We start from the raw sequence: 20,553 nt of genomic DNA on the forward strand, positions 1-20,553 counted from the left end.
GGCGCCTTGCTCAGACCAGCGGCACCGTCAGCTGCTGGATGACCGAAGTGGTGTCCGGGCGCACGCCTCGCCACCACACAAAAGCCTCTGCAGCCTGCTCTGCCAGCATGCCCACACCATCGGCAAGATGCGTCACACCTGCTTGCTGGGCAAGTTTGAGGAAAGGCGTCAAACCCTTGCCGTAAGCGAGCTCGTAGGCCAAAGCACCGGGCGCAAACACAGACGCGGGCAAAGGTGGCAACTCAGCCGTCAGGCTGGCCGAAGTGGCGTTGAACACCACATCAAACTGCTTGCCTTGCAACTGTTCATAACCCAGGCCTTGGACGGGCACTTGCCCAGTTTGGTGCTTGTGCGCCAACTGGGCCAGCTCTTGCGCTTTGGCCACCGTGCGGTTGACCACCACCAGCTCGGCGGGTTGCTCAGCCAGGAACGGCAGCAAAGCACCGCGTGTGGCACCGCCCGCGCCCAACACCAGCACCCGTTTACCCTTGAGCGGGCAAGCCAGGTTGTGCACCACATCGCGCACCAAGCCCACGCCGTCGAAGTTTTCGGCATAAACACGCTCGCCCTCGAATTTCATGGCGTTCACGGCACCGGCCATTTGCGCGCTCGGAGCCAAGTCTGTAGCGTAGGCAAACGCATCAAGCTTGAAGGGCGCCGTCACGTTCATCCCCCTGCCGCCGGCGGCGCGAAAAGCATCCACCGCTTGGGCAAAGCCGCCCAAGGGGCCCAGGACCTTGCCGTAATCAATATCCTGACCTGTCACCTGTGCAAAGGCCATGTGGATGAAGGGCGACTTGCTTTGCTCAATAGGGTTGCCGATCACGGCGTAGCGGTCTGTCATAGCCTGCCCGAAATAGGATTGATAAATATGAAAGTGTACCTGCGCAACCTTCCACTATGATGGCCGCATACGGGAGGATACATGGACCCACATAAGCGCAACCTGCTCGGCCACATGGCCACGGGAGCCTCTGTTTTATTGGCCAGCGGAGCCGCTCAAGCCACAGCAGCCACTGCCGATGGGCCTCGGCACAAAGTGGTCTACCAGATCAACAAAGCCGATCCGGAATACATCGAGCACATCCTGAACTCGATCTCGGCCATGCTCTCCAAATACGTGGACGATGTGCAAATCGCCATCGTCGCCTTTGGCCCCGGCATCCACCTGCTGGCCACACAACCGGGCCGCCCCATGCCCGACATCCTGCGCCAGCGTGTGCGTGGTTTGGCCGACAACTACGGCGCCGAGCTGATCGCCTGCGGCAACACCATGAAAACCATAGGCTGGGGCCGCAAGGACATCATTGCCCAAGCCCGCATTGAAGAAGTAGGCGCCGCCGCACTCATGGAAATGCAGGAGCGCGGCTGGGCTTACATTGCCTGGTAATCAGGCGTCTTGCTCTGACTCGGCCAGGTCGCCCGCAATCAGCTTGAATTGCTCCAGCGCGGCCTGCAGGTCTTCCACAATCTCTTGCGCAATCACGCCCGGTTCGGGCAAGTTATCGCTGTCGGCCAGGCTCTCGTCCTTGAGCCAGAAGATGTCCAGGCTGGTCTTGTCGCGGGCAATCAACTCTTCGTAGCCATACGCACGCCAGCGGCCATCGGGGTTCTCGGCGCTCCAGGTCTCGGCGCGCTCATGGCGCTTGCCCACCTTGTAGAGCTGCACAAACTCTTCCAGGTCTTCCCGGCGCAGCGGGTTGGTCTTGAGCGTGAAGTGTCTGTTGGTGCGCAGGTCGTAAATCCAGAGCTTTTGCGTCCAGGGCTTTTCGGCGGCGGGTTTCTTGTCAAAGAACAACACGTTGGCTTTGACGCCCTGCGCATAAAACAGCCCCGTGGGCAAGCGCAGCAGCGTGTGCAAGTCGCACTCGTGCAGCAGCTTTTTGCGGATGGTCTCACCCGCGCCGCCCTCGAACAGCACGTTGTCGGGTAGCACCACCGCCGCACGGCCATGGATGGCCAGAAGCGTTTTGATGTGCTGCACAAAGTTCAGCTGCTTGTTGCTGGTGGTGGCCCAAAAATCGTCGCGCTCGATGGTATCTTTTTCGCTCGACACGCGGCCGTCTTCGCCCACGATCACGGTGCTGCTCTTCTTGCCAAACGGCGGATTGGCCAGCACCACCTCAAAGCGGTCACCGGGGTCAGCGCCCAGCGCATCGCCCACGCGCACGGGCACCGACTTTTCAGAGCCAATGCCGTGCAGCAGCAAGTTCATGGCGCACACGCGGGCCGTGGCCTGCACCAGCTCAAAGCCCACAAAGGCGCTTTCCTTCAGGTGCTTTTTCTCGTCTTTGGTTAGGTTGGGGTGGTGCGCCACCATGTGCTGGTGTGCGCTGAACAAAAAACCGCCCGTGCCGCAGGCCGGGTCGCACACACGCTCGGCGGGCTTGGGGTCGATGCACTCCACCATGGCCGCAATCAGCGCACGCGGCGTGAAATATTGCCCTGCCCCGCTCTTGGTGTCTTGCGCGTTCTTCTCTAGCAGGCCCTCGTAGGCATCGCCCTTCACGTCGGCGCCCAGCACCGTCCAGGTCTCGGCGTCGATCAAATCCACAATCACGCGGCGCAGCTTGGCCGGGTCTTGAAACTTGTTTTGCGCCTTGGCAAAGATCAGGCCCAGCGTGCCCTTTTCTTGGCCCAGCTTTTCAAGCGCGTGGCGGTAATGGTCAAATAAATCGTCGCCATCGCGCCCCAGCAGCGTGGGCCAGGCGTAAGCAGCGGGCACGATGCTGGTTTGGTTGTAAGGCGGCTGGCTGCGCTCGTCGGCCATCTTGAGGAACAGCAAATAAGTGAGCTGCTCCACATAGTCGCCATAGCTCATGCCATCGTCGCGCAGCACGCTGCAATAGTTCCAGAGCTTCTGGACGAGGGTGTGGGTGGTGGTGTTCATCAATTAATCAGCACAATAGGTTTTGCAAAAAACATCCAAGGCCATGATCGGGCACGAACTGGCCCGCTCAAACTCGGCGGCAATGGCCAGCAAATCGCGGTCGCCAGACACCAGCACCTGCGCTTTGCCAGCTACCGCCAGGTGCATGAACGGCAAATCCAGCACATCGCGGCAATCAGGCACCGTGGGTGGCGGCTGGGGTATGCGCACCGTTTCGGCATACGGCAAATAGTCGGCCAGCAACTCGTCTTGTTCCGCTTTGGACAAACGGAACTTGGGGTAAGCCAACACACGCACCAGCTCTTGCACCGTGGCTGTGCTGGCCAGTGGCAACACCAGCCCGCGCTCCCAGGCCTGGCGCACCAGCCCGGCTGCGCCGCCACGAAACACCAACGCCGACAAGACCACATTGGTGTCCAGCACCACGCGAACAGAGGCGGTCATGCTGTGGGCTTGGCCTTTTTGGCAGCCGGCTTCTTGGGCTTGGGGGGCGTCACGTCATAAGCCGCAGCAGGCTCGTTGACCATGGCAGAGGCAAGCGAAGGCGCTCTGGCCCATGCCACCGCTGCAGCCATGTCGTCTTGTGTGAGATCCAACTCGGCCAATTTGGCGCGAACCGCATCGCCACGCTGAATGCGCACTGGCGTCAAGATGAGCTGCCCGTCACGGGCCTCCACATCAAAGTATTCGGTCGCACCCACGGCCTGCGTCAGGCTCTTGGGCAGGGTGAGCTGGTTTTTAGCGGTGATTTTGGCAAGCATGGCAATCATCCGAAAGTAAGGATTCATTACTTTAACTGAAATAACATGAACATGCCAACGTCCACGTCATGCATCCGCCTGCAACACCTTCAGCGCCCGCCCCTGCGCATCCTTCCAATCCATGCGCCCATTGGAGCTGCGCCCCAGCACCACGCTGGACGCCAGGCTAGGCGAGCTGAAGGCGTAGTCCTGAGTGAACACATAGGCGCTGCCCTGCTGCGCCAACACACCCAGGTCAATCAGCTCCTGCCGTTTGGCCACAGTGCCTGCGAAATGGTTGAGCAGTGACGGGGCCAAATCGGCCATGGCCTGCGACCCCGCTTTGACCACAAAGCCCTGCGTGGACTCGTAGCCCCGCGCCAGCAGGCCTTTGCCCTTGCAGGTCAGCTCGGGCGCGCTGGCGGCGGGGGCCTGGGGGGGCTGCTCGAACGCGTGCACACCCAGCACCGGCAGCATGCCCAGCATGTGCTGCAAAAACACCTGCATGTCGGCGCGGTCGGCCTCGCTGAGCGTGGGCTCGGTCTCGTTCTTTTTGTTCTCCACATCCAGCGGCACGCGCTTGGCCTGCTTGGCCAGGCGGATCAGGTTGGCCTCTAAAAACTGCACATGCGCCTTGTTGAGGCCTTGGCCCATGGAGACAAAACAGATCGCCCGCGTCCAGAAGTCTTTCTGCTTGATGCCCGTGTGGTGATCTGACAGGCGCGGCTTGATCGGGTCGCCCTCGCCAATGTAGAGCCGGTCACCCTCGCCGTCTTCACGCGGGCCCAGCAGCAGGTACACGCCCGTTTGCTGCAGCTCGGGCCGGGTGGCCACGCTGGGCTGCGCCCAGGCCGCACGTGGAAACACCAGCGCACGGCCCACCCAGTTGGAACGCTCGACGATGCGCAAGCCGTCGGGGTCGCCATCGGCGACGAAGATGCGGAGGGAGAAAGGGGCTTGCATGAAAATCAGTAGACGATCCGAGCTTCCTGCAGTTTGCGGAAACTTCGTGCCAACCCCCTTTCGATGTCCGCGCGTAAGCCGTGAAGTTCAGTTTGCAACTGACTGAGACCAGAGAACGTAGCTCCGTTGCCTCCAAATATTTTCCGGGTAGCGTTGGGCACATCAAGTGTCAACGCGTAGTCATGATTACTGCTCAAATGGTCAAGCCAATAGCAGCATTTATCAATCAGCAATAACTCCTGCGCTGGATCAACATGCCAAAAGTTCGATGGTGCCGCCCACGCAACTGAGGCGATGTCGTAACTTGAAAAATCCGGTTCTCGATCAGCATCGTACTTCAGTGATTTCAGCAAACGAATAACTTTTCGCAAATTTCCTTGCTCAATACGATCCCGTTCGTCAATCCTATGAGAGTGTAGGAAAGGCTTATTACTGATGCGAGTTTTTCCAGCGACATCAAGCACAGAAACACCACGAAAATGTGAGCCTCGCCCTTGCTTGTACTCAGGTGTATCCAGCCAGCTTGCGAGGACAACATCAACCTTTCGTCTGAGTGAGCCTCCTGATATCGAGACAGCTTTTGAGCGTGAACAATCGAGATCAGCCGCGGGAAATGCCAGCCGCAAAGTTTGCTCAGCCTCTGTCCGCAATTCCATGAGATCTTGAAAAGGGTCTCCCTTGTATGGACTCGAAGGTTGTAGAGGGTGCTCCAGAGAAATAAATCTTGTCTCTACAACAAGAAGATCGATATCACTATGCGCCTTAATGTGGGTATCCGAGGTTACTGACCCTTGGTGTTCGTAGTCCACTTTCAACGACTTACGCAAATAGCCCGCTGTAAGTTGATTTTGAACACGCTCACTCTCAGCGAAAGTGTTGCGCGTGTATTCGACGTCGATCGGCTGCATTGCACCAAGTGCGTACTTGACCGCATCATCTTCCTGCAGGCGCTCGTATATCTCATTTGTCGCCTTTGCCAATACTTGCTGGGGATCAATTCGACGCGAACGAAGTTTATCTAATCTAGCCACTAAACACCTCCCATGGTGGACAAGAGTTCATCTCTTTGGTTGTTAAAGCACTGAATACCGCAGTCATACATCCGCTCGATGATTTGAATATCGGCCTCTAGAAGATCAGTTGAAAACGGCACATTACTTATTGTTGGATTTATCCGAACGGCAAATACATCCGGAAAGAGTACTTCTCGGATGAAATCTGCGGAATTGGAGTTGCTTTCCAGTGTTTCTTCAAGGAGCGCTATGGCGTCAGAAAGCAGCCATACCCGCTTGGCGATTTGCGACGCGAGCCGCTTTTTTTGTGGGAACGCGCCGGTGCCAATTGAGCAAAGTCGAATTCTTTCCTGATGGACATTTAAGGCGCCCACTGCGTCGATAAGCGAGAACATACAAGGATTGTTTGCAACAAACCCGCCATCAATAGCTTCAACAAATGCATCACCGCTAGGCTGGCGAAGATGCAAGCGCTGGCGCTCAAAGAAGGGGGCGGCTGCAGCAGAGGCCAGCAGACAGTCCGCAAGAGAGACGCCAAATCCTGGGACAAATGTCGCCGTATCTGAGTGGGCGATGTCCGCGTGACTTTTGAATATCAACGGCCGATGAAAATCGCAGCGTGTAGCAACAATGGCTAGTCTGCACCGCGTATCATGGAATGTGTACCTACCAAACTCTTTATAGGCGGCATCCCGTAGCGCCTCAGAGCGCCCCTTTTTTGTCCATTTCGACATCACTCTCGGAATGATCTCTAAATAGTTGCTATAGATGTCGCTTACAGAAAAACCAAGAGCTAGATACGCAGCGATGATCGCCCCTGTACTCGTGCCATAGATTAGATTGAAATGTTCATACAACGGGCCACCAAATTGTGATTCAAGCTGCTGCAAGACCCCGAGCGTGAACGCGCCCTTAGCCCCGCCTCCGTCAAGGGAAAGAATCCTGAATGGACTGGTAGTTTCTTCTGTGTTCATGCAGTCGGCCTCGACATGACCACCTTCGCCAGCGTCGCCTGGCGCAGCGCCTGCGCGCGCTGGATGTTGGCGTCAACATCGGCTTCAACTTCGCGGATGACAGACAGGTGGCGGTCGACTTCAGCGACGATTCGGACCTGCTCAGACATGGAGGGAAGTGACACAGGAATCGCCTTGATATCCGTCCCAGAAACACCTGATTGACCTGCCGTGGTGCGGATTACGGATTCGATAAATCCACGGCCCTCACCAGTAGATGCTGCGATTACCAAAAACGCGGGCAATAACTTATCCTGCGGGACACGCACCCGAATGAGCTTGTCTGGATACACGGTCGGCGGTAATCCTTTAGGGACTACGGCACAAACACCAACATAGTCTCGACTGCCGTTGTAGCGCGTAAAAAGGACATCACCAGCAGCTGCAAGAAAGTTGTCATAGTCAGCTGGCTTTCCACTCAAGAATCGAACGTCGTCTGCGGCCAACTCCATTGGGCGTACCGCACTGATCCTAAATATGCGAGTCCCGGACTCAGCATCTGGTTTGTGCGAGTACCCATTACGAACAGACAAAGCAATTTCGCCAAGCTTGAGCTGCAGCCAACCGCCTTCGGTTTCGACGAGGCGGCCTTCTACGGCGGCTTTGAGGACGGAGGCTTTGTAGCGTTTGAGGTTGGCTTTGACGCGCTGGAGGTTGGCGACGGCTTCGTCTAGGCGGGAGAACTGTTTCTCGATTTCGGCAACTGTCTCTCGCTGCACATCAATTGGCGGAACAGGAACCATCAACTCCCGCAAAATGGATTGACTGATATTTGGCTGAGCACCACCGACAGCCTGGTCAATCAAGTAACTCCGCTTGAATCGCAGAAACCAAAATAGGAACTTTGAATCAAGCTCAGGGGGCGGAAAAATCGCGCACACCGCCTGATTGGTAGCCGCTGGTTTGGCCAAAATGCCAAGCTTTCCAACTGTGGCACCGTACATGGCAATGAGCAACGTCCCAAGAGGAAACAACTTTGCACTTGAGTTTGCAACCGCCTCCTCGGTAATGAATTCACTCACCTCAGAGACAAGTCCATCCGTTAATTCACCTGACTTGACCCAAGGTATGTCGCCCTGAAAGTAATCTGCTCTTTTACGACTTGGCGTTCCTCCGCTGGTAGTTCGGCAAACATCCCCAAGAGGAAACGACGGCCATACAGTCGTTGTTTCAATCACGCCACTAACTCCCGATTCATCGCTTCAATCACCTGCGATAACTCCACACCAAACAGTTGGTGCACTTTGCCCAGGCCGCCTTCGCTGTTGAAGGGGGCGTATTCAAAGTCGTCGGGCTCGATGCCCAGGTTGGCGGCAATGTGGTCTCGGATCATTTCCAGCCAGTGCAGTTGTTCGGCATTAAAGGCGTGGCCTTTGGCCGCTTGTTGTTGGGCCAGCCAAGCGTTGTAGTTGGCATGCACCCGCTCGGGGTAAGGCACCAGTTCGTTGTCTTGCTGCATGGCAAAGCGCACCAGGCTGACCAGGTCGGTCAGCAGGCGGCGTTGGCTGGTGCCTTTCACCTTGGTTTTGTCGAGTGCAGCATAGGCTTGCCACAGTTGGCTTTCGTCTATCAGGTGCGGCGGCGCGTGCAGCGCGTCGGCCAGGGCTTTGATGTCGCTGTACCTCAGCGGGGCGCGGCTGGGGCGGTTGTACAAAATTTGCAGCGCAGTGATTTCGTCTTTGTGCTGGGCAATGAATTGTTCAAAGCTTTGCACCAGGCCTTTGGCGCGTTCGCTGGCGGCTTCGCTAAAACCCGCGTGGATCAGTTCGTCCTTGGTCACCACGTCCACCACCAGGTCGGCCTTTTGGCGCAGCTGCAAAATCAGGGTGCGCAGCGCGGGGTTGGCAAAGGGTTTGGCGGCTTCCACCTTTTTGGCTTCGGCCTCAAAGGGCGATGTGTCGTCATCCACGTTCAGCGCTTGCACAATGCCGCTGGCCAGGTCGCGCAGGCTTTTGCCGCCACTGGCCTCCAGCACTTGGGCGTGGTCGGCAGGGCCCAGGTCTTTGTCCAGCCGGGCCAGGCGCGCGGCCACGCTGCTCAGCACTTCGTCCTCCACGTTGCCAAGGCTCACGGCTTGCAGCAGTTTGTCCAGGGGCACCGTCTTTTTGCTGTCCATGGGGCGGCTGTCGGTTTTGTCGCGCTCGCACACGCCCACGGCGTCCACAATCACAAAGTGGTCCTTCACCCGGGCGTCGGGCGTCACGGCTTGCAGGTCGGCCGGGTTGCACACGCGCACGCCACGGCCTTTCATCTGCTCAAAAAAGCTGCGGCTTTTGACCGAGCGCATGAACACCACAATCTCCACCGGCTTGATGTCGGTGCCGGTGGCGATCATGTCCACCGTCACGGCCACGCGCGGAAAGTAGCTGTTTCTGAAGGCGCTGATCAAGTCTTCGGGCTTGGTGCCTGTGGTTCGGTAGGTGATCTTTTGCGCAAACTCGTTGCCCTTGCCAAATTCTTCGCGCAGGATTTCCACAATCTTTTCGGCGTGGTTGTCGTCTTTGGCAAAGAACAGGGTCTTGGGCACCTCGGTGCGGCCAGGGAATATTTCGCTGTGCAGCCGGTCCCTGAAGGTGGTGATGACTTTCCGGATCTGGTCGGGCGTTTGCACGCTGCGGTCCAGCTCGGCGGGGTCGTATTCAAAGTCTTCGTCCAATTGCCAGGCGCTTTTGCGGCGGGTGGCTTTGTCCACGGTTTCCAGCCAAAAGCCTTTTTCGACCTTGGCGCCCTTTTCACTCACTTCGGTCTGGATGCGGTACACGTCGTAATTGACGTTCACCCCATCGGCCACGGCCTGGGTGTGGCCGTATTCCATGACCAGGTTTTGGTTGAAGAAGCCAAAGGTTTGTTTGTTGGGCGTGGCGGTCAGGCCCACCAGATAGGCGTCGTAATACTCCAGCACTTGCCGCCACAGGTTGTAGATGCTGCGGTGCGCTTCGTCGGTGACCACGATGTCAAACAGCTCGATGGGAAAGGCCGGGTTGTAGCCAATGGGCTCGGGGTCTTTGAACAGGCTCTCGGCCCCCTCGGTGCTTTCTTCGTCGGCCTCGGGCGGCAGCTCTTTGCCTTTGAGCAAACTGAACATGCGCTGGATGGTGCAAATGACCACGCGGGCGCTGGTGTCCACCTGGTTGCCTTGCAGGTGCTGCACGATGAACTCTTCGCCAAACTTGTAGCTGTTGTAGGGGCTGGCGTATTGGTCAAACTCTTTTTTGGTCTGGCGGCCCAGGTTGCCCCGGTCCACCAAAAACAGCACACGCCGCGCACCACCAAACTTGATGAGGCGGTAGATGAAGCTGATGGCGGTAAAGGTCTTGCCGCTGCCCGTGGCCATCTGGATGAGGGCTTTGGGTTTGTTGGCAGCCAAACTCTTTTCAAGGTTTTGCACCGCCTTGATTTGCGCGGGCCACAGCTGGTAGTTGGCCCCGCCTTGGCCCCATTCGGTGACGAGCTCGGGCATGTGCTGCATGCGACCCAGAAAAGTTCGTGGTTCTTCGTTGGCTGCGCCCGCCCCTAGAGCAGGCTGGTAAGCAAGCCACTGAACCAGCAACTCGGGCCGGAAAAACGCAAACACCCGATGCGAGCGAGGCTGGGGGTCCAGGCCGTTGGTGAACTGGGTCTCCACCCCGGTGGACTCGAACAAAAACGGCAACGGTCTACGCCAGGCGGGTAAGGTGGCGGGCAGGCCTTGGGCATAGCGGGCCGATTGCACCTCGACGCCTTTGAGCGGCACACCTTCTTTTTTGGCCTCGATCACGCCGCAGGCTTTGCCATTCACGTACAGCAGGTAGTCGGCAAAGCCGTGGCCGGGGTTGAGAGGGAATTCGCGGATGGCCACGCCCTGTGCGCCATGGATGTTGGCATCAGCCATGTTGCACACCACCCAGGCTGCCTGCTCCAGCAAAGCATCAATGGTCAGTCGAGCGCGCTCTTCTGGCTTCATCTGTGGCAGAAATATTTATGCATTCTGGATGCATTCTAGAGGCGAAAAAGGCCGCACCCTTGCAGGTGGCGGCCTTTTCGCGCACGGGGCGCACTTCTATGGAGAAGGATGGGCTCAGCCGTTTAACTGCTGCTCCAGCTGGTGCAGCACCTGGTAGCAGGGCAGCACTTGGGCCAGGCTGGAGTTGGGCTCGCGGCCTTCGCGGATGGCGGCGAAAAACTCGCGGTCCTGCAGTTCAATGCCGTTCATGCTCACGTCCACCTTGCTCACATCGATCTGCTCATCCTTACCGGTAAACAGGTCGTCGTAGCGGGCTATGTAAGTGCCGGTGTCGCCGATGTAGCGGAAGAAGGTACCCAGCGGGCCGTCGTTGTTGAAGGACAGGCTCAAGGTACAGATCGCACCGTTGGCGGCCTGCAGCTGAATGCTCATGTCCATGGCGATACCCAGCGTGGGGTGAATCGGGCCCTGGATGGCGTTGGCTTTGACGATGGGGCTGCCGGCCTGGTAGGCGAACAGGTCCACGGTGTGGGCAGCGTGGTGCCACAGCAGGTGGTCGGTCCAGCTGCGGGGCTGGCCCAGCGCGTTCATGTTGGTGCGGCGGAAGAAGTAGGTCTGCACGTCCATCTGCTGGATGTTGAATTCACCGGCGGTGATCTTCTTGTGCACCCACTGGTGGCTGGGGTTGAAGCGGCGGGTGTGGCCGCACATGGCCACCAGGCCGGTCTGCTTTTGCAGGGCCAGCGTTTCTTCGCCTTCGGCCAGGATGTCGCACAGCGGGATCTCGACCTGCACGTGCTTGCCCGCTTCCAGGCAGGCCTTGGTCTGGCTGGCGTGCATTTGCGTTGGGGTGCACAGGATCACGGCGTCCACTTCCTTGATGGCCAGGCTGTCGGCCAGGTCGGTGGTGACGTGCTTGATGCCGTACTTGTCGGCCACTTCTTGCGTTTTGGCCAGGTCACGGCTGATGAGGCTGACGACTTCAACGCCGTCGATGTTCTTGATGCCGTCGAGGTGTTTGATGCCGAAGGCGCCGGCGCCAGCAAGGGCTACTTTGATGGTCATGGTTCTGCTCCAGTTGGGGACAGAGCTGAAGATCTGTCCCGCAAGATTGTTGATTAAACGTTTTCGAGAATGGCGTGGCCCACTGCCGTGTTGCTGGCGGGGACATGGTAGAAGCGGTGCGCCACTTTGGGCAGCGGGCCGGTCACTTTGCCGTTGTTCACATCGGCCATGGCACCGCGGGCAATCAGCCACATGACCAGTTCGATGCCTTCGCTACCGGCTTCGCGTACGTAGTCGATGTGCGGCACTTGTGCGCAAGCCACAGGGTCATTGATCATCAGGTCAAGCCAGTTGTTGTCCCACTCGCGGTTGATGAGGCCGGCGCGCGCGCCTTGCAGCTGGTGGCTCATGCCGCCCGTGCCCCAGATGTGCACATTCAGGTCTTCGTCGTAACTCTCCACGGCCTTGCGGATGGCTTGCCCCAGGTTGAAGCAGCGCTGACCGCTGGGCACGGGGTACTGCACCACGTTCACGGCAAACGGGATCACCGGGCAGGGCCAGGCGTCTTTCTTGGGGTCGAGTTCGCCACACATGAGCGACAGCGGCACTGTCAGGCCGTGGTCCACATCCATTTTGTTGACGATGGTGAGGTCAAAGTCTTGTTGAATCACAGACTGCGCAATGTGCGAAGCCAGCTCGGGGTGGCCTTTCACTACCGGCACCGGGCGTGCACCATAGCCTTCGTCGGCGGGCTTGTATTCAGCCGCAGTGCCGATGGCGAAGGTGGGAATCATGTCCAGGCTGAAGGCCGTGGCGTGGTCGTTGTAGACGAGGAAGATGACGTCGGGTTTGTTGTCCTTCATCCATTGCTTGGAGAAGTCGTAGCCCGCAAACAGGGGCTTCCAGTAGTCTTCGTGGGTTTTGCCCAGGTCCATGGCTGCGCCAATCGCGGGCACGTGGCTGGTGAAAACAGATGCGGTGATACGTGCCATGTGCTTAGCCTTTCTTGGCAGCTTTGCCGGCTGCACCTTGGGGTTGGTTCTTTTCCTGCGCGTCGCCGTCTTCGCCGATGTAGCGGTTGCCTTCGGCGCTGCGGCCACCGGCCAGCATCATGGCGCGGTATTCCTCTTCGGTCATACCGGTCATGGAACCGGCCATTTGCTGGAAGCTCAGGCCATCGGTCGCGCCGATTTTGGCGAGGAAATAAATGTTGCCGCCGGTCCGCATGCACCAGTTCAGGTCGCGCGCCAGCACAGCCTGTTTTTGCTCTTCGGTCATCGCCCACTCGTCCAGGTAGGCGCGTTCGTTGGCCTTGAAACGCTCACGGTTTTCGGCCTTCATCAGCGACATGCAGAACTGGTTGAGCCAGTAGCCCTTGCGGCTTTGCTCGGCGTCAAAAATGATCGTGCCGGGCACGTCCTTGTAGGGTTTGTCGAGCGCCATTTCAGACCTCCTCAGGCCAGTAGAGTTTCATCGGGTTGTCCACCAGCAGCTTTTGCTGCAGTTCGGCCGTGGGGGCGATCTGCGGGATGAAGTCCACCAGCAGGCCGTCGTCGGGCATGTGGTCTTTCAGGTTGGGGTGCGGCCAGTCGGTACCCCAGAGCACACGGTCGGGAAACTCTTCGACCACGCGATGGGCAAAAGGCACCACGTCCTGGTACGCGGCTTGCTCGCCGTTCAGCGCCTTCGGGCCGGTCACGGACAGGCGCTCGGGGCAAGACACTTTGCTCCACACGTTCTTGTGCTCGCGCATGAACTTCAGGAACAGCTGGAACTCGGGGCCGTCGATGGGTTTGCTCACATCGGGGCGGCCCATGTGGTCCACCACCACGGTGGTGGGCAGCGCGGTGAAGAAGTCCCACAACTCGGGCAGATCCACCGCCTCGAAGTAGATGACCACATGCCAGCCCAACTTGGCGATGCGGCCTGCAATTTCCATCAGCTCGTCTTTGGGCGTGAAGTCCACCAGACGCTTGACGAAGTTGAAGCGCACACCACGCACACCCGCAGCGTGCAAGGCTTGCAACTCCTCATCGGTCACGCTGCGCTTGACCGTGGCCACGCCTCGCGCCTTGCCACCGCTGGACAAGCAAGCATCCACCATGGCACGGTTGTCAGCGCCGTGGCAGGTGGCCTGCACCACCACATTGCGGGCAAAGCCCAAGTGGTCGCGCAGGGCGTACAGCTCATGCTTGCTGGCGTCACAGGGCGTGTACTTGCGCTCTGGCGCATAGGGGAACTCTGCGCCCGGGCCAAACACGTGGCAGTGCGCGTCCACCGCGCCAGCGGGCAGTTTGAATTGGGGCTTGCTGGGGCCGGTGTACCAGTCCATCCAGCCAGCGGTTTTGGTGAAATCACCCGAAGTGGTTTTGCTCATGCTCGCTTCCTTCAGTCGATGTACTTGAGCCCTGCAGCCGCCAGCGGTTCACGCATCTTGTACATGTCCAGACCCAGCACGCCGCTGGCCAGTTTTTCGCGCTTCTCGCCTTCATTGGCTTCGCGGGCCAAAGCGGTGGCCAGCGTTTTGGCTGCCATGGCTTTGGGCACGCAAACCACGCCGTCGTCGTCGGCCACGATCACGTCGCCAGGCGTCACATACGCACCAGCACACACAATCGGAATGTTCACCGAACCGGGCGTGGCCTTGATGGTGCCCTTGGACGAGATGTAACGACTCCACACCGGGAAGCCCATCTTGCGCAAGAATTGGGTGTCGCGCACACCGGCTTCGATAATCAGGCCGCGTGCCCCACGTGCCATGAAGCTGGTGGCCAGCAGGTCGCCAAAGTAACCATCGCTGCACTCGGCCGTCACGGTGGCCACCACGATATCGCCAGGCTGCACCTGTTCGGCAGCGACGTGCATCATCCAGTTGTCGCCGGGTTGCAGCAGCACGGTGACAGCCGTGCCGGACACGTTCACGTCCTGCTGGATGGGACGCATGTAGGGCTTCATCAGGCCCACGCGGCCCATGGCCTCGTGCACCGTGGCGCTGCCCAGAGCGGCCAGTTGATCGGTCACCTCGCGGTCAGCGCGGGTGATGTTGCGGTAAACCACACCAAGTTCGTACATGATCAAAGTCCTTTTTGTTTAAGCGCCGCATCCATGCGCGAGAACACGCGGCGCGCATTGCCTTCGAACACCTTGTAGCGCTGCTCGTCGCTCAGGTTGGGCGTGGCCAGCACATAGCGCTTGGTGTCGTCGTAATAGTTGCCGGTCTCAGGGTCGATGCCGCGCACGGCGCCGATCATTTCGCTGGCAAACAGGATGTTGTCGACCGGGATCACTTTGGTCAGCAGGTCGATGCCGGGCTGGTGGTAGACGCAAGTGTCAAAGAACACGTTGTTCAGCAGGTGGTCTTTCAGCAAGGGCTTTTTCAGCTCCTGTGCCAGACCACGGTAGCGGCCCCAGTGGTAAGGCGCGGCGCCGCCGCCGTGCGGCACGATGAACTTGAGCGTGGGGAAATCCTTGAACAAGTCACCCTGGATGAGCTGCATGATGGCCGTGGTGTCAGCGTTGATGTAGTGCGCGCCGGTGGTGTGAAAGCAGGCGTTGCAGCTGGTGGACACGTGAATCATGGCGGGGATGTCGTGCTCCACCATCTTTTCGTAGATAGGGTACCAGTGGCGGTCGGTCAGCGGGGGGCTGGTCCAGTGGCCACCACTGGGGTCGGGGTTGAGGTTGATGCCGACCATGCCGTACTCGTTCACGCACTTGTCGATCTCGGCCACACAAGTTTTGGGGTCCACACCAGGCGACTGCGGCAGCATGGCGGCGCCAATGAAGTTGTCCGGGAACAGCTGGCTCACGCGGTAGCAAAGCTCGTTGCAAATGGCCGCCCAGGTGGAGGACACGTTGAAGTCGCCGATGTGGTGGGCCATGAAGCTGGCGCGCGGGCTGAACACGGTCAGGTCGCTGCCGCGCTCTTTCATCTTCGCCAGCTGGTTGGTCTCGATGGTCTCGCGCAGTTCGTCATCGCTGATCTTGAGGTCAGCCACTTTGGGCATCAGGGCCGGGTCCTTGATGCCGGCAATTTGTTTGTTGCGCCAGTCCTCGAGCGACTTGGGCGCGGTGGTGTAGTGACCGTGGATGTCAATGATCAGGGGTTTGGCCAAACTCATGGTGGTCCTCTTTGAAACAATGCCTGAATTGTCCGGGCATGCCCCAGTCATCGTAAGCCTCGCCTCGCTCTACCAGCTAGAACAAAATAGAATATCCAATCTTCCGATATGACCGAAATGGGCAGATATGGACCTCAAACAGCTCGAATACTTTGTGCGCGTGGCCGAACTGGGCAGCTTTACCCGGGCAGCGCAGGTCTTGGGCATTGCCCAGCCTGCCCTGAGCCGTCAAGTGCGTCTGCTGGAAGTCGAGTTGCGCCAGAACCTGCTTGTGCGTAACGGACGCGGAGCCACACCCACCGAAGCCGGCCAGCTGCTGCTGGAACATGGTCGCGGCATCTTGCACCAAGTCGAGCGCGCCCGCGAAGAGCTCAGCCGGGTACGCACTGGCCTGGCTGGCAAGGTAGCAGTGGGTTTACCCCCCAGCATTGCCCGCGTGCTCACGGTGCCTTTGACCCGCGCCTTTCGGCAGCAACTGCCACAAGCACAACTGTCGATCAGCGAAGGCCTGTCCACCGCCATGCAGGAAAACCTGCAAAGCGGGCGCCTCGACATCGCCCTGCTCTACAACCCCAGCCCTTTGCAGGGTCTGGAGTACGCACCATTGCTACAAGAAGAGTTGGTGCTGGTGCAACCGCGGCCCCCAGGTCTGGCCGAAGACCCACCGCCTCCGCCTCTGCCACTGAAAGCGCTGGCCGATATGCCCTTGGTCATTCCCAGCCGGCCCAATGCGGTACGCATGCGTATCGAATCCGCCTTGGCTGAACTTCAGGCGAAGCCGCAGATCGAGCTGGAAATTGATGGTGTGGCTGCCATTCTCGACTTGGTGGCCGATGGCGCGGGCTATGCCATCTTGTCGCGCAACGCCGTCAAGCACTCCATCCGGCCTTCGGCGTTTTCCACTCGCACGCTGGGCGAGCCCACACTGAGCATTGAGCTGACTACCGCCATCAGCGCTCTGCGCCCGACCACGCTGACCCAGCAAGCCACGCTGGAGCTGCTGCGCGAGATCACCCGGCAACACCTCAGCGGCAACTAAATTCAGATCAGTTACGCTGTGAGAAAAGCAAGCGCATCAAGCCATGCGCAGTACGGCCAGCAAGATGCTGAGCGTGAAAAACGACAACACCGTGGTCACCAGCAAGGTTGCTGCACTGATGGCCCCATGCCCGTGGCGTTGGCTGAGGATGGTGAAAATGCCCAGCATGGGCAAAGCCCCGGTGATGATGGCGGCCTGACGCAAGACAGGGTCATGCACCGGAACCAGCCACAGCACCATGATGGTCATGGCCAGCGGATGCAACAGGAGCTTGCCCAGCGCCACCTGGCTGACGGTGCCTCGCAAGCCCTCGACCTTCAACCCCACCAGCGAACCGCCAATCACGAACAAGGACAACGCAGCGCTGGCCTGCGCGAACAGATTGACGGTGCGGGACACGGGAGCAGGCAACGAGACACCACTGAGGGACACCACAAAGCCCAGCACAATCGCAATGATCAACGGGTTGCGGAGCAGACTTTTAAACGTCTGCTTGAGCACAGCCTGCCAGGCTTGACCGTCCTGATTTTGCGCATCCGCGACGGCCAGCAGCAAGGGAATCAACAACAGGTTTTCCACCACCATGTTCAGCGCCAGCACCACCCCCGCCACAGGCCCCAAGGTGAGCGCAATGACGGGGTAGCCCACAAAACCACTGTTGGGGCAGGACATTCCCATGGCCATCATGCTGCTGTAGCTCAGGCTGTGACCCTTGACGCGGCGCGCCCAAAACAATCCGCCCGCAATCACCAGCAGCGATCCCAAGGCGTAGGCCAACAGATAGTGCACATTCAGAATCTCCGCCACGCTGCGTTGCGACAAGGCATTGAACACCAGCGCAGGCAAGGCCAGCTGCAGCGTGAATTTGCCGAACACGGCCATGTCGGCGCGGGCAAACCAGCCGGCCCGGGTCGCGGCATAGCCCAAGGCAATGACCAGATAGATGGGCCCTGTGATGCCGAGAATGTCAACAGCGGTATTCATGTGCGACATTGTGCGACATGGATTGGTGTTCTGACGCCTGCGACAATCGCTGCCATGCCGACACTGACCTATCTTGAATTTGACGAGCAGCTCGATACAGCTGGCTTGCGAAGCTGGAGTGCATTGGCATCCCCCCAGGCCAGACACGCCCAGGCGCTGCAAACCGAAGTGCGCGATCTGCTCGCAGATTTGGAGCAACATCTGGGCGAGCCCGGGCCTGTCGATGAAGGTCATCTTTGGGACATGGCGATGGACACACAGGCAGATGCTCACCGCGTGACACTGAGCCTGGACTTGACAGGTTCAGACGCCTTGGCAGCGTGCCTGTCTGACTGGCATAACGCGTCCAACATTTCCTGAGCCTTTTCACGATCGATCGCAGAGCGCTAAGCGTGTCATTGACTTGTCATATATTTCGATGAAAATGGAAATATGGAAGAAAAAGACGCTCTCAAAGCCCTCGCAGCATTGGCCCAGCCCAACCGACTGCAAGTGTTCCGGACACTGGTGGTGGCGGGGCGGGAAGGCGCTACGCCCAGGCAATTAGGCGAACAGCTGGGCGTGCCCAACGCCACACTGTCGTTTCACCTCAAAGAGCTGATGGGTGCACACCTGATCAGCCAGGAACGCAACGGGCGCAATCTGATTTATCGATTCGAAGTCGGCCAAATGAACAGCCTGCTTGCCTACCTCACCGAAAACTGTTGCGCCGGCACCGAAGCCTGCTTCGATGAAGGCACAAGCACTTGTGAATGTTGAAAGAAACCCATGACTGATGTCTCCCAACCCTTGAACGTTTTGTTCTTGTGCACCCACAACTCTGCACGCAGCATCCTGGCCGAAGCCCTGCTCAACCACTTGGGTCGCGGACGCTTTAAAGCCTATTCGGCAGGCAGCAGCCCGCGTGAAAACCAGAAGCCCAATCCCCTGGCGCTGGAGACGCTCACCCATGCCGGGGTCTCGATTGAAGGATTGCACAGCAAAAGCTGGGATGAGTTCGCCAAGCCCGATGCACCGCAGATGGACTTGGTGATCACAGTCTGCGACAACGCCGCAGGCGAAGTCTGCCCTTACTGGCCAGGCCAGCCTGCAACGGCCCACTGGGGTTACGCCGATCCGTCCGAAGGGGACGCCAGCGACGACCACAAGCGAGAAGCGTTTCGTCAGACTCTGCACATGATCCGCAAGCGTCTGGAAATTTTTGTCAACCTGCCTGCTGCCAGCCTGAGTCATCTGTCCATTCAGGCGACCGCCAGGGATCTGGCCAAACACGAGGATGCAGCATGAGTGTGTTTGAACGGTACCTGAGCCTCTGGGTATTCCTGTGCATCGTGCTGGGAATCGGTCTGGGACAACTCTTTCCGGGGGCTTTTCAGGCCATCGGTGCAATGGAAGTGGCTCAGGTCAACCTTCCAGTAGGCCTGCTGATTTGGGTGATGGTGATCCCGATGCTCGTGAAGGTGGACTTCGGCGCCCTGCATGAAGTTCGCCAGCATGTGCGAGGCATCGGCGTGACCTTGTTTGTGAACTGGCTCGTCAAGCCCTTCTCCATGGCCTTTCTGGGCTGGCTTTTCATCCGCCACTGGTTCGCGCCGCTGCTGCCTGCAGACCAACTTGACAGCTACATTGCGGGTCTGATCCTGCTCGCGGCTGCGCCCTGCACGGCCATGGTCTTTGTCTGGAGCCGACTGACAAACGGCGACCCACTGTTCACCCTTTCGCAGGTTGCACTCAACGACACCATCATGGTGTTTGCATTCGCGCCCCTGGTGGCTTTCTTGCTGGGCATCTCCGCGATCACCGTCCCTTGGGCAACCCTGGTCACTTCAGTCATTTTGTACATCGTGATCCCGGTGCTGCTGGCCCAGTGGTGGCGCAAAGCGCTGCTGCGCAAAGGGCAAGATGCGCTTGATGACACGATGGCAAAAATCGGCCCCTGGTCGATCACGGCCCTGCTCGCTACGCTGGTGCTGCTGTTTGCCTTTCAAGGCGAGGCCATCCTGGCTCAGCCACTGGTCATCGCTTTGCTGGCGGTGCCGATCCTGATTCAGGTTTTCTTCAATTCGGCACTGGCTTACTGGCTCAACCGCCGGCTGGGTGAGAAACATTCGGTGGCCTGCCCATCTGCCCTGATCGGCGCATCTAACTTCTTCGAGCTGGCCGTTGCAGCAGCCATCAGCCTCTTCGGTTTTCACTCGGGCGCCGCATTGGCCACAGTAGTCGGGGTGTTGATCGAGGTTCCCGTCATGCTGCTGGTGGTGCGCATCGTCAACAGCTCACGTAGCTGGTACGAGGCCAGGCAACCATGACCCGCCACCCGGGCACGGCCGCAGAGGTACTGTGGGCGTTCTTCAAGCTGGGCCTGACCTCGTTCGGCGGTCCGGTGGCTCACCTGGCTTATTTCCGCACGGAGTTTGTAGAACGCCGTCGCTGGCTGGATGACAAGCACTACTCCGACCTGGTGGCGCTGTGCCAGTTTCTGCCCGGCCCTGCCAGCAGTCAGGTCGGCATGGCCTTGGGTCAGGGCCGCGCCGGATGGCAAGGTGCGCTGGCGGCATGGCTAGGGTTTACTTTGCCCTCTGCGTTGGCCCTGGTGCTGTTTGCCCACGGTCTGGCCCAATGGTCCTGGCTGACGCAATCCGGGGTCGTGCATGGTCTCAAACTCATGTCCGTCGCCGTGGTCGCGCAAGCTGTCTGGGGCATGTCCAGAACACTCTGCCCCGACCGACTGCGGGCAGGGATTGCCCTGGCTGCCGCAATGATGATGTTGAGCTTTTCAACCGTCTGGAGCCAGGTCATCGTCATGGTGTGTGGCGGTGTGATCGGCTGGCGGTGGTTGCTG

At 59.0% G+C, this 20,553-nt stretch carries 23 protein-coding genes; 7 read left to right on the forward strand and 16 right to left on the reverse strand.

Annotated elements, in window-relative coordinates; all coding sequences use genetic code 11:
• Window positions 1–10: 10 nt before the first annotated feature.
• Window positions 11–844 carry a shikimate dehydrogenase gene (gene aroE, locus AAFM15_RS04170; protein WP_341685444.1) on the reverse strand — a complete coding sequence of 278 codons (834 nt, stop codon included), beginning with the start codon at window positions 842–844 and terminating at the stop codon, window positions 11–13.
• Window positions 845–925: 81 nt separating this feature from the next.
• On the opposite strand from aroE, the gene AAFM15_RS04175 reads away from it, so the two are divergent.
• Entirely contained in the window at window positions 926–1,390 is a 465-nt protein-coding gene (locus tag AAFM15_RS04175; RefSeq protein ID WP_341685445.1) for a DsrE family protein, read from the forward strand.
• On the opposite strand, the gene AAFM15_RS04180 is transcribed toward AAFM15_RS04175, so the two are convergent.
• The 14 genes from AAFM15_RS04180 to AAFM15_RS04245 all read right to left on the reverse strand — a co-directional run bounded on the left by AAFM15_RS04180 (window position 1,391) and on the right by AAFM15_RS04245 (window position 15,670).
• Entirely contained in the window at window positions 1,391–2,890 is a 1,500-nt protein-coding gene (locus AAFM15_RS04180) for a class I SAM-dependent DNA methyltransferase (protein WP_341685446.1), read from the reverse strand.
• A 3-nt stretch (window positions 2,891–2,893) separates the two neighbouring features.
• A complete protein-coding gene (locus AAFM15_RS04185; protein WP_341685447.1) occupies window positions 2,894–3,334 on the reverse strand; it encodes a putative toxin-antitoxin system toxin component, PIN family in 441 nt (146 codons plus the stop codon).
• Entirely contained in the window at window positions 3,331–3,651 is a 321-nt protein-coding gene (locus tag AAFM15_RS04190; RefSeq protein ID WP_341685448.1) for an AbrB/MazE/SpoVT family DNA-binding domain-containing protein, read from the reverse strand. Before AAFM15_RS04190 ends, AAFM15_RS04185 begins: the two co-directional genes overlap by 4 nt.
• Before the next feature lie 66 nt (window positions 3,652–3,717).
• Window positions 3,718–4,593 (reverse strand): GIY-YIG nuclease family protein, encoded by an 876-nt coding sequence (locus tag AAFM15_RS04195; protein ID WP_341685449.1) that lies wholly within the window; start codon window positions 4,591–4,593, stop codon window positions 3,718–3,720.
• A 5-nt stretch (window positions 4,594–4,598) separates the two neighbouring features.
• On the reverse strand, window positions 4,599–5,624 hold the full coding sequence (locus tag AAFM15_RS04200; protein ID WP_341685450.1) for a hypothetical protein: 1,026 nt from the start codon (window positions 5,622–5,624) through the stop codon (window positions 4,599–4,601).
• Entirely contained in the window at window positions 5,624–6,580 is a 957-nt protein-coding gene (locus AAFM15_RS04205) for a patatin-like phospholipase family protein (protein ID WP_341685451.1), read from the reverse strand. The genes AAFM15_RS04200 and AAFM15_RS04205 overlap by 1 nt, the downstream gene beginning before the upstream one ends.
• Window positions 6,577–7,797: a restriction endonuclease subunit S gene (locus AAFM15_RS04210; RefSeq protein ID WP_341685452.1), complete on the reverse strand. Its 1,221-nt coding sequence runs from the start codon at window positions 7,795–7,797 to the stop codon at window positions 6,577–6,579. Before AAFM15_RS04210 ends, AAFM15_RS04205 begins: the two co-directional genes overlap by 4 nt.
• Entirely contained in the window at window positions 7,794–10,562 is a 2,769-nt protein-coding gene (locus tag AAFM15_RS04215; protein ID WP_341685453.1) for a type I restriction-modification enzyme R subunit C-terminal domain-containing protein, read from the reverse strand. Before AAFM15_RS04215 ends, AAFM15_RS04210 begins: the two co-directional genes overlap by 4 nt.
• 114 nt (window positions 10,563–10,676) lie before the next feature.
• Window positions 10,677–11,627: a Gfo/Idh/MocA family oxidoreductase gene (locus tag AAFM15_RS04220; RefSeq protein WP_341685454.1), complete on the reverse strand. Its 951-nt coding sequence runs from the start codon at window positions 11,625–11,627 to the stop codon at window positions 10,677–10,679.
• A gap of 53 nt (window positions 11,628–11,680) precedes the next feature.
• Window positions 11,681–12,559: a class III extradiol dioxygenase subunit beta gene (locus AAFM15_RS04225; RefSeq protein WP_341685455.1), complete on the reverse strand. Its 879-nt coding sequence runs from the start codon at window positions 12,557–12,559 to the stop codon at window positions 11,681–11,683.
• Between the two features lie 4 nt (window positions 12,560–12,563).
• Window positions 12,564–13,010: a protocatechuate 4,5-dioxygenase subunit alpha gene (gene ligA, locus AAFM15_RS04230; RefSeq protein ID WP_341685456.1), complete on the reverse strand. Its 447-nt coding sequence runs from the start codon at window positions 13,008–13,010 to the stop codon at window positions 12,564–12,566.
• A 1-nt stretch (window position 13,011) separates the two neighbouring features.
• Entirely contained in the window at window positions 13,012–13,944 is a 933-nt protein-coding gene (locus AAFM15_RS04235) for an amidohydrolase family protein (protein ID WP_341685457.1), read from the reverse strand.
• An 11-nt stretch (window positions 13,945–13,955) separates the two neighbouring features.
• Window positions 13,956–14,639 (reverse strand): 4-carboxy-4-hydroxy-2-oxoadipate aldolase/oxaloacetate decarboxylase, encoded by a 684-nt coding sequence (gene ligK / locus AAFM15_RS04240; RefSeq protein WP_341685458.1) that lies wholly within the window; start codon window positions 14,637–14,639, stop codon window positions 13,956–13,958.
• A 2-nt stretch (window positions 14,640–14,641) separates the two neighbouring features.
• Window positions 14,642–15,670 carry an amidohydrolase family protein gene (locus AAFM15_RS04245; RefSeq protein WP_341685494.1) on the reverse strand — a complete coding sequence of 343 codons (1,029 nt, stop codon included), beginning with the start codon at window positions 15,668–15,670 and terminating at the stop codon, window positions 14,642–14,644.
• 145 nt (window positions 15,671–15,815) lie between these two features.
• Between AAFM15_RS04245 and AAFM15_RS04250 the strand changes: the two genes are divergently transcribed.
• Window positions 15,816–16,727: a LysR substrate-binding domain-containing protein gene (locus AAFM15_RS04250; protein WP_341685459.1), complete on the forward strand. Its 912-nt coding sequence runs from the start codon at window positions 15,816–15,818 to the stop codon at window positions 16,725–16,727.
• A gap of 36 nt (window positions 16,728–16,763) precedes the next feature.
• On the opposite strand, the gene AAFM15_RS04255 is transcribed toward AAFM15_RS04250, so the two are convergent.
• A complete protein-coding gene (locus AAFM15_RS04255) occupies window positions 16,764–17,711 on the reverse strand; it encodes an AEC family transporter (protein WP_341685460.1) in 948 nt (315 codons plus the stop codon).
• Between the two features lie 54 nt (window positions 17,712–17,765).
• On the opposite strand from AAFM15_RS04255, the gene AAFM15_RS04260 reads away from it, so the two are divergent.
• From AAFM15_RS04260 to AAFM15_RS04280, 5 genes are all read left to right on the forward strand, one after another.
• Window positions 17,766–18,071: a hypothetical protein gene (locus AAFM15_RS04260; protein WP_341685461.1), complete on the forward strand. Its 306-nt coding sequence runs from the start codon at window positions 17,766–17,768 to the stop codon at window positions 18,069–18,071.
• A gap of 72 nt (window positions 18,072–18,143) precedes the next feature.
• Entirely contained in the window at window positions 18,144–18,470 is a 327-nt protein-coding gene (locus tag AAFM15_RS04265) for a metalloregulator ArsR/SmtB family transcription factor (protein ID WP_341685462.1), read from the forward strand.
• A 9-nt stretch (window positions 18,471–18,479) separates the two neighbouring features.
• Window positions 18,480–18,998, forward strand: coding sequence for an arsenate reductase ArsC (locus tag AAFM15_RS04270; RefSeq protein ID WP_341685463.1), 519 nt, complete (start codon window positions 18,480–18,482; stop codon window positions 18,996–18,998).
• Entirely contained in the window at window positions 18,995–20,020 is a 1,026-nt protein-coding gene (arsB, locus tag AAFM15_RS04275; RefSeq protein WP_341685464.1) for an ACR3 family arsenite efflux transporter, read from the forward strand. The genes AAFM15_RS04270 and arsB overlap by 4 nt, the downstream gene beginning before the upstream one ends.
• Window positions 20,017–20,553 (forward strand): chromate transporter (locus AAFM15_RS04280; RefSeq protein WP_341685465.1); only part of this gene is annotated, 537 nt, incomplete at its 3' end. The genes arsB and AAFM15_RS04280, both read left to right, overlap by 4 nt.

This window comes from Limnohabitans sp., assembly GCF_038134685.1.
GTDB lineage: Bacteria > Pseudomonadota > Gammaproteobacteria > Burkholderiales > Burkholderiaceae_C > Limnohabitans_A.

What these genes read in the sequence shown, in the direction of transcription:
- AAFM15_RS04175 (WP_341685445.1), top strand. Translation starts at nt 926, where the DNA reads ATGGACCCACATAAGCGCAACCTGCTCGGCCACATGGCCACGGGAGCC.
- AAFM15_RS04255 (WP_341685460.1), bottom strand. Translation starts at nt 17,711, where the DNA reads ATGAATACCGCTGTTGACATTCTCGGCATCACAGGGCCCATCTATCTG.
- AAFM15_RS04195 (WP_341685449.1), bottom strand. Translation starts at nt 4,593, where the DNA reads ATGCAAGCCCCTTTCTCCCTCCGCATCTTCGTCGCCGATGGCGACCCC.
- AAFM15_RS04220 (WP_341685454.1), bottom strand. Translation starts at nt 11,627, where the DNA reads ATGACCATCAAAGTAGCCCTTGCTGGCGCCGGCGCCTTCGGCATCAAA.
- AAFM15_RS04185 (WP_341685447.1), bottom strand. Translation starts at nt 3,334, where the DNA reads ATGACCGCCTCTGTTCGCGTGGTGCTGGACACCAATGTGGTCTTGTCG.
- AAFM15_RS04260 (WP_341685461.1), top strand. Translation starts at nt 17,766, where the DNA reads ATGCCGACACTGACCTATCTTGAATTTGACGAGCAGCTCGATACAGCT.
- AAFM15_RS04225 (WP_341685455.1), bottom strand. Translation starts at nt 12,559, where the DNA reads ATGGCACGTATCACCGCATCTGTTTTCACCAGCCACGTGCCCGCGATT.
- AAFM15_RS04215 (WP_341685453.1), bottom strand. Translation starts at nt 10,562, where the DNA reads ATGAAGCCAGAAGAGCGCGCTCGACTGACCATTGATGCTTTGCTGGAG.
- AAFM15_RS04190 (WP_341685448.1), bottom strand. Translation starts at nt 3,651, where the DNA reads ATGCTTGCCAAAATCACCGCTAAAAACCAGCTCACCCTGCCCAAGAGC.
- AAFM15_RS04250 (WP_341685459.1), top strand. Translation starts at nt 15,816, where the DNA reads ATGGACCTCAAACAGCTCGAATACTTTGTGCGCGTGGCCGAACTGGGC.
- ligK (WP_341685458.1), bottom strand. Translation starts at nt 14,639, where the DNA reads ATGTACGAACTTGGTGTGGTTTACCGCAACATCACCCGCGCTGACCGC.
- AAFM15_RS04205 (WP_341685451.1), bottom strand. Translation starts at nt 6,580, where the DNA reads ATGAACACAGAAGAAACTACCAGTCCATTCAGGATTCTTTCCCTTGAC.
- ligA (WP_341685456.1), bottom strand. Translation starts at nt 13,010, where the DNA reads ATGGCGCTCGACAAACCCTACAAGGACGTGCCCGGCACGATCATTTTT.
- aroE (WP_341685444.1), bottom strand. Translation starts at nt 844, where the DNA reads ATGACAGACCGCTACGCCGTGATCGGCAACCCTATTGAGCAAAGCAAG.
- AAFM15_RS04270 (WP_341685463.1), top strand. Translation starts at nt 18,480, where the DNA reads ATGACTGATGTCTCCCAACCCTTGAACGTTTTGTTCTTGTGCACCCAC.
- AAFM15_RS04265 (WP_341685462.1), top strand. Translation starts at nt 18,144, where the DNA reads ATGGAAGAAAAAGACGCTCTCAAAGCCCTCGCAGCATTGGCCCAGCCC.
- arsB (WP_341685464.1), top strand. Translation starts at nt 18,995, where the DNA reads ATGAGTGTGTTTGAACGGTACCTGAGCCTCTGGGTATTCCTGTGCATC.
- AAFM15_RS04235 (WP_341685457.1), bottom strand. Translation starts at nt 13,944, where the DNA reads ATGAGCAAAACCACTTCGGGTGATTTCACCAAAACCGCTGGCTGGATG.
- AAFM15_RS04180 (WP_341685446.1), bottom strand. Translation starts at nt 2,890, where the DNA reads ATGAACACCACCACCCACACCCTCGTCCAGAAGCTCTGGAACTATTGC.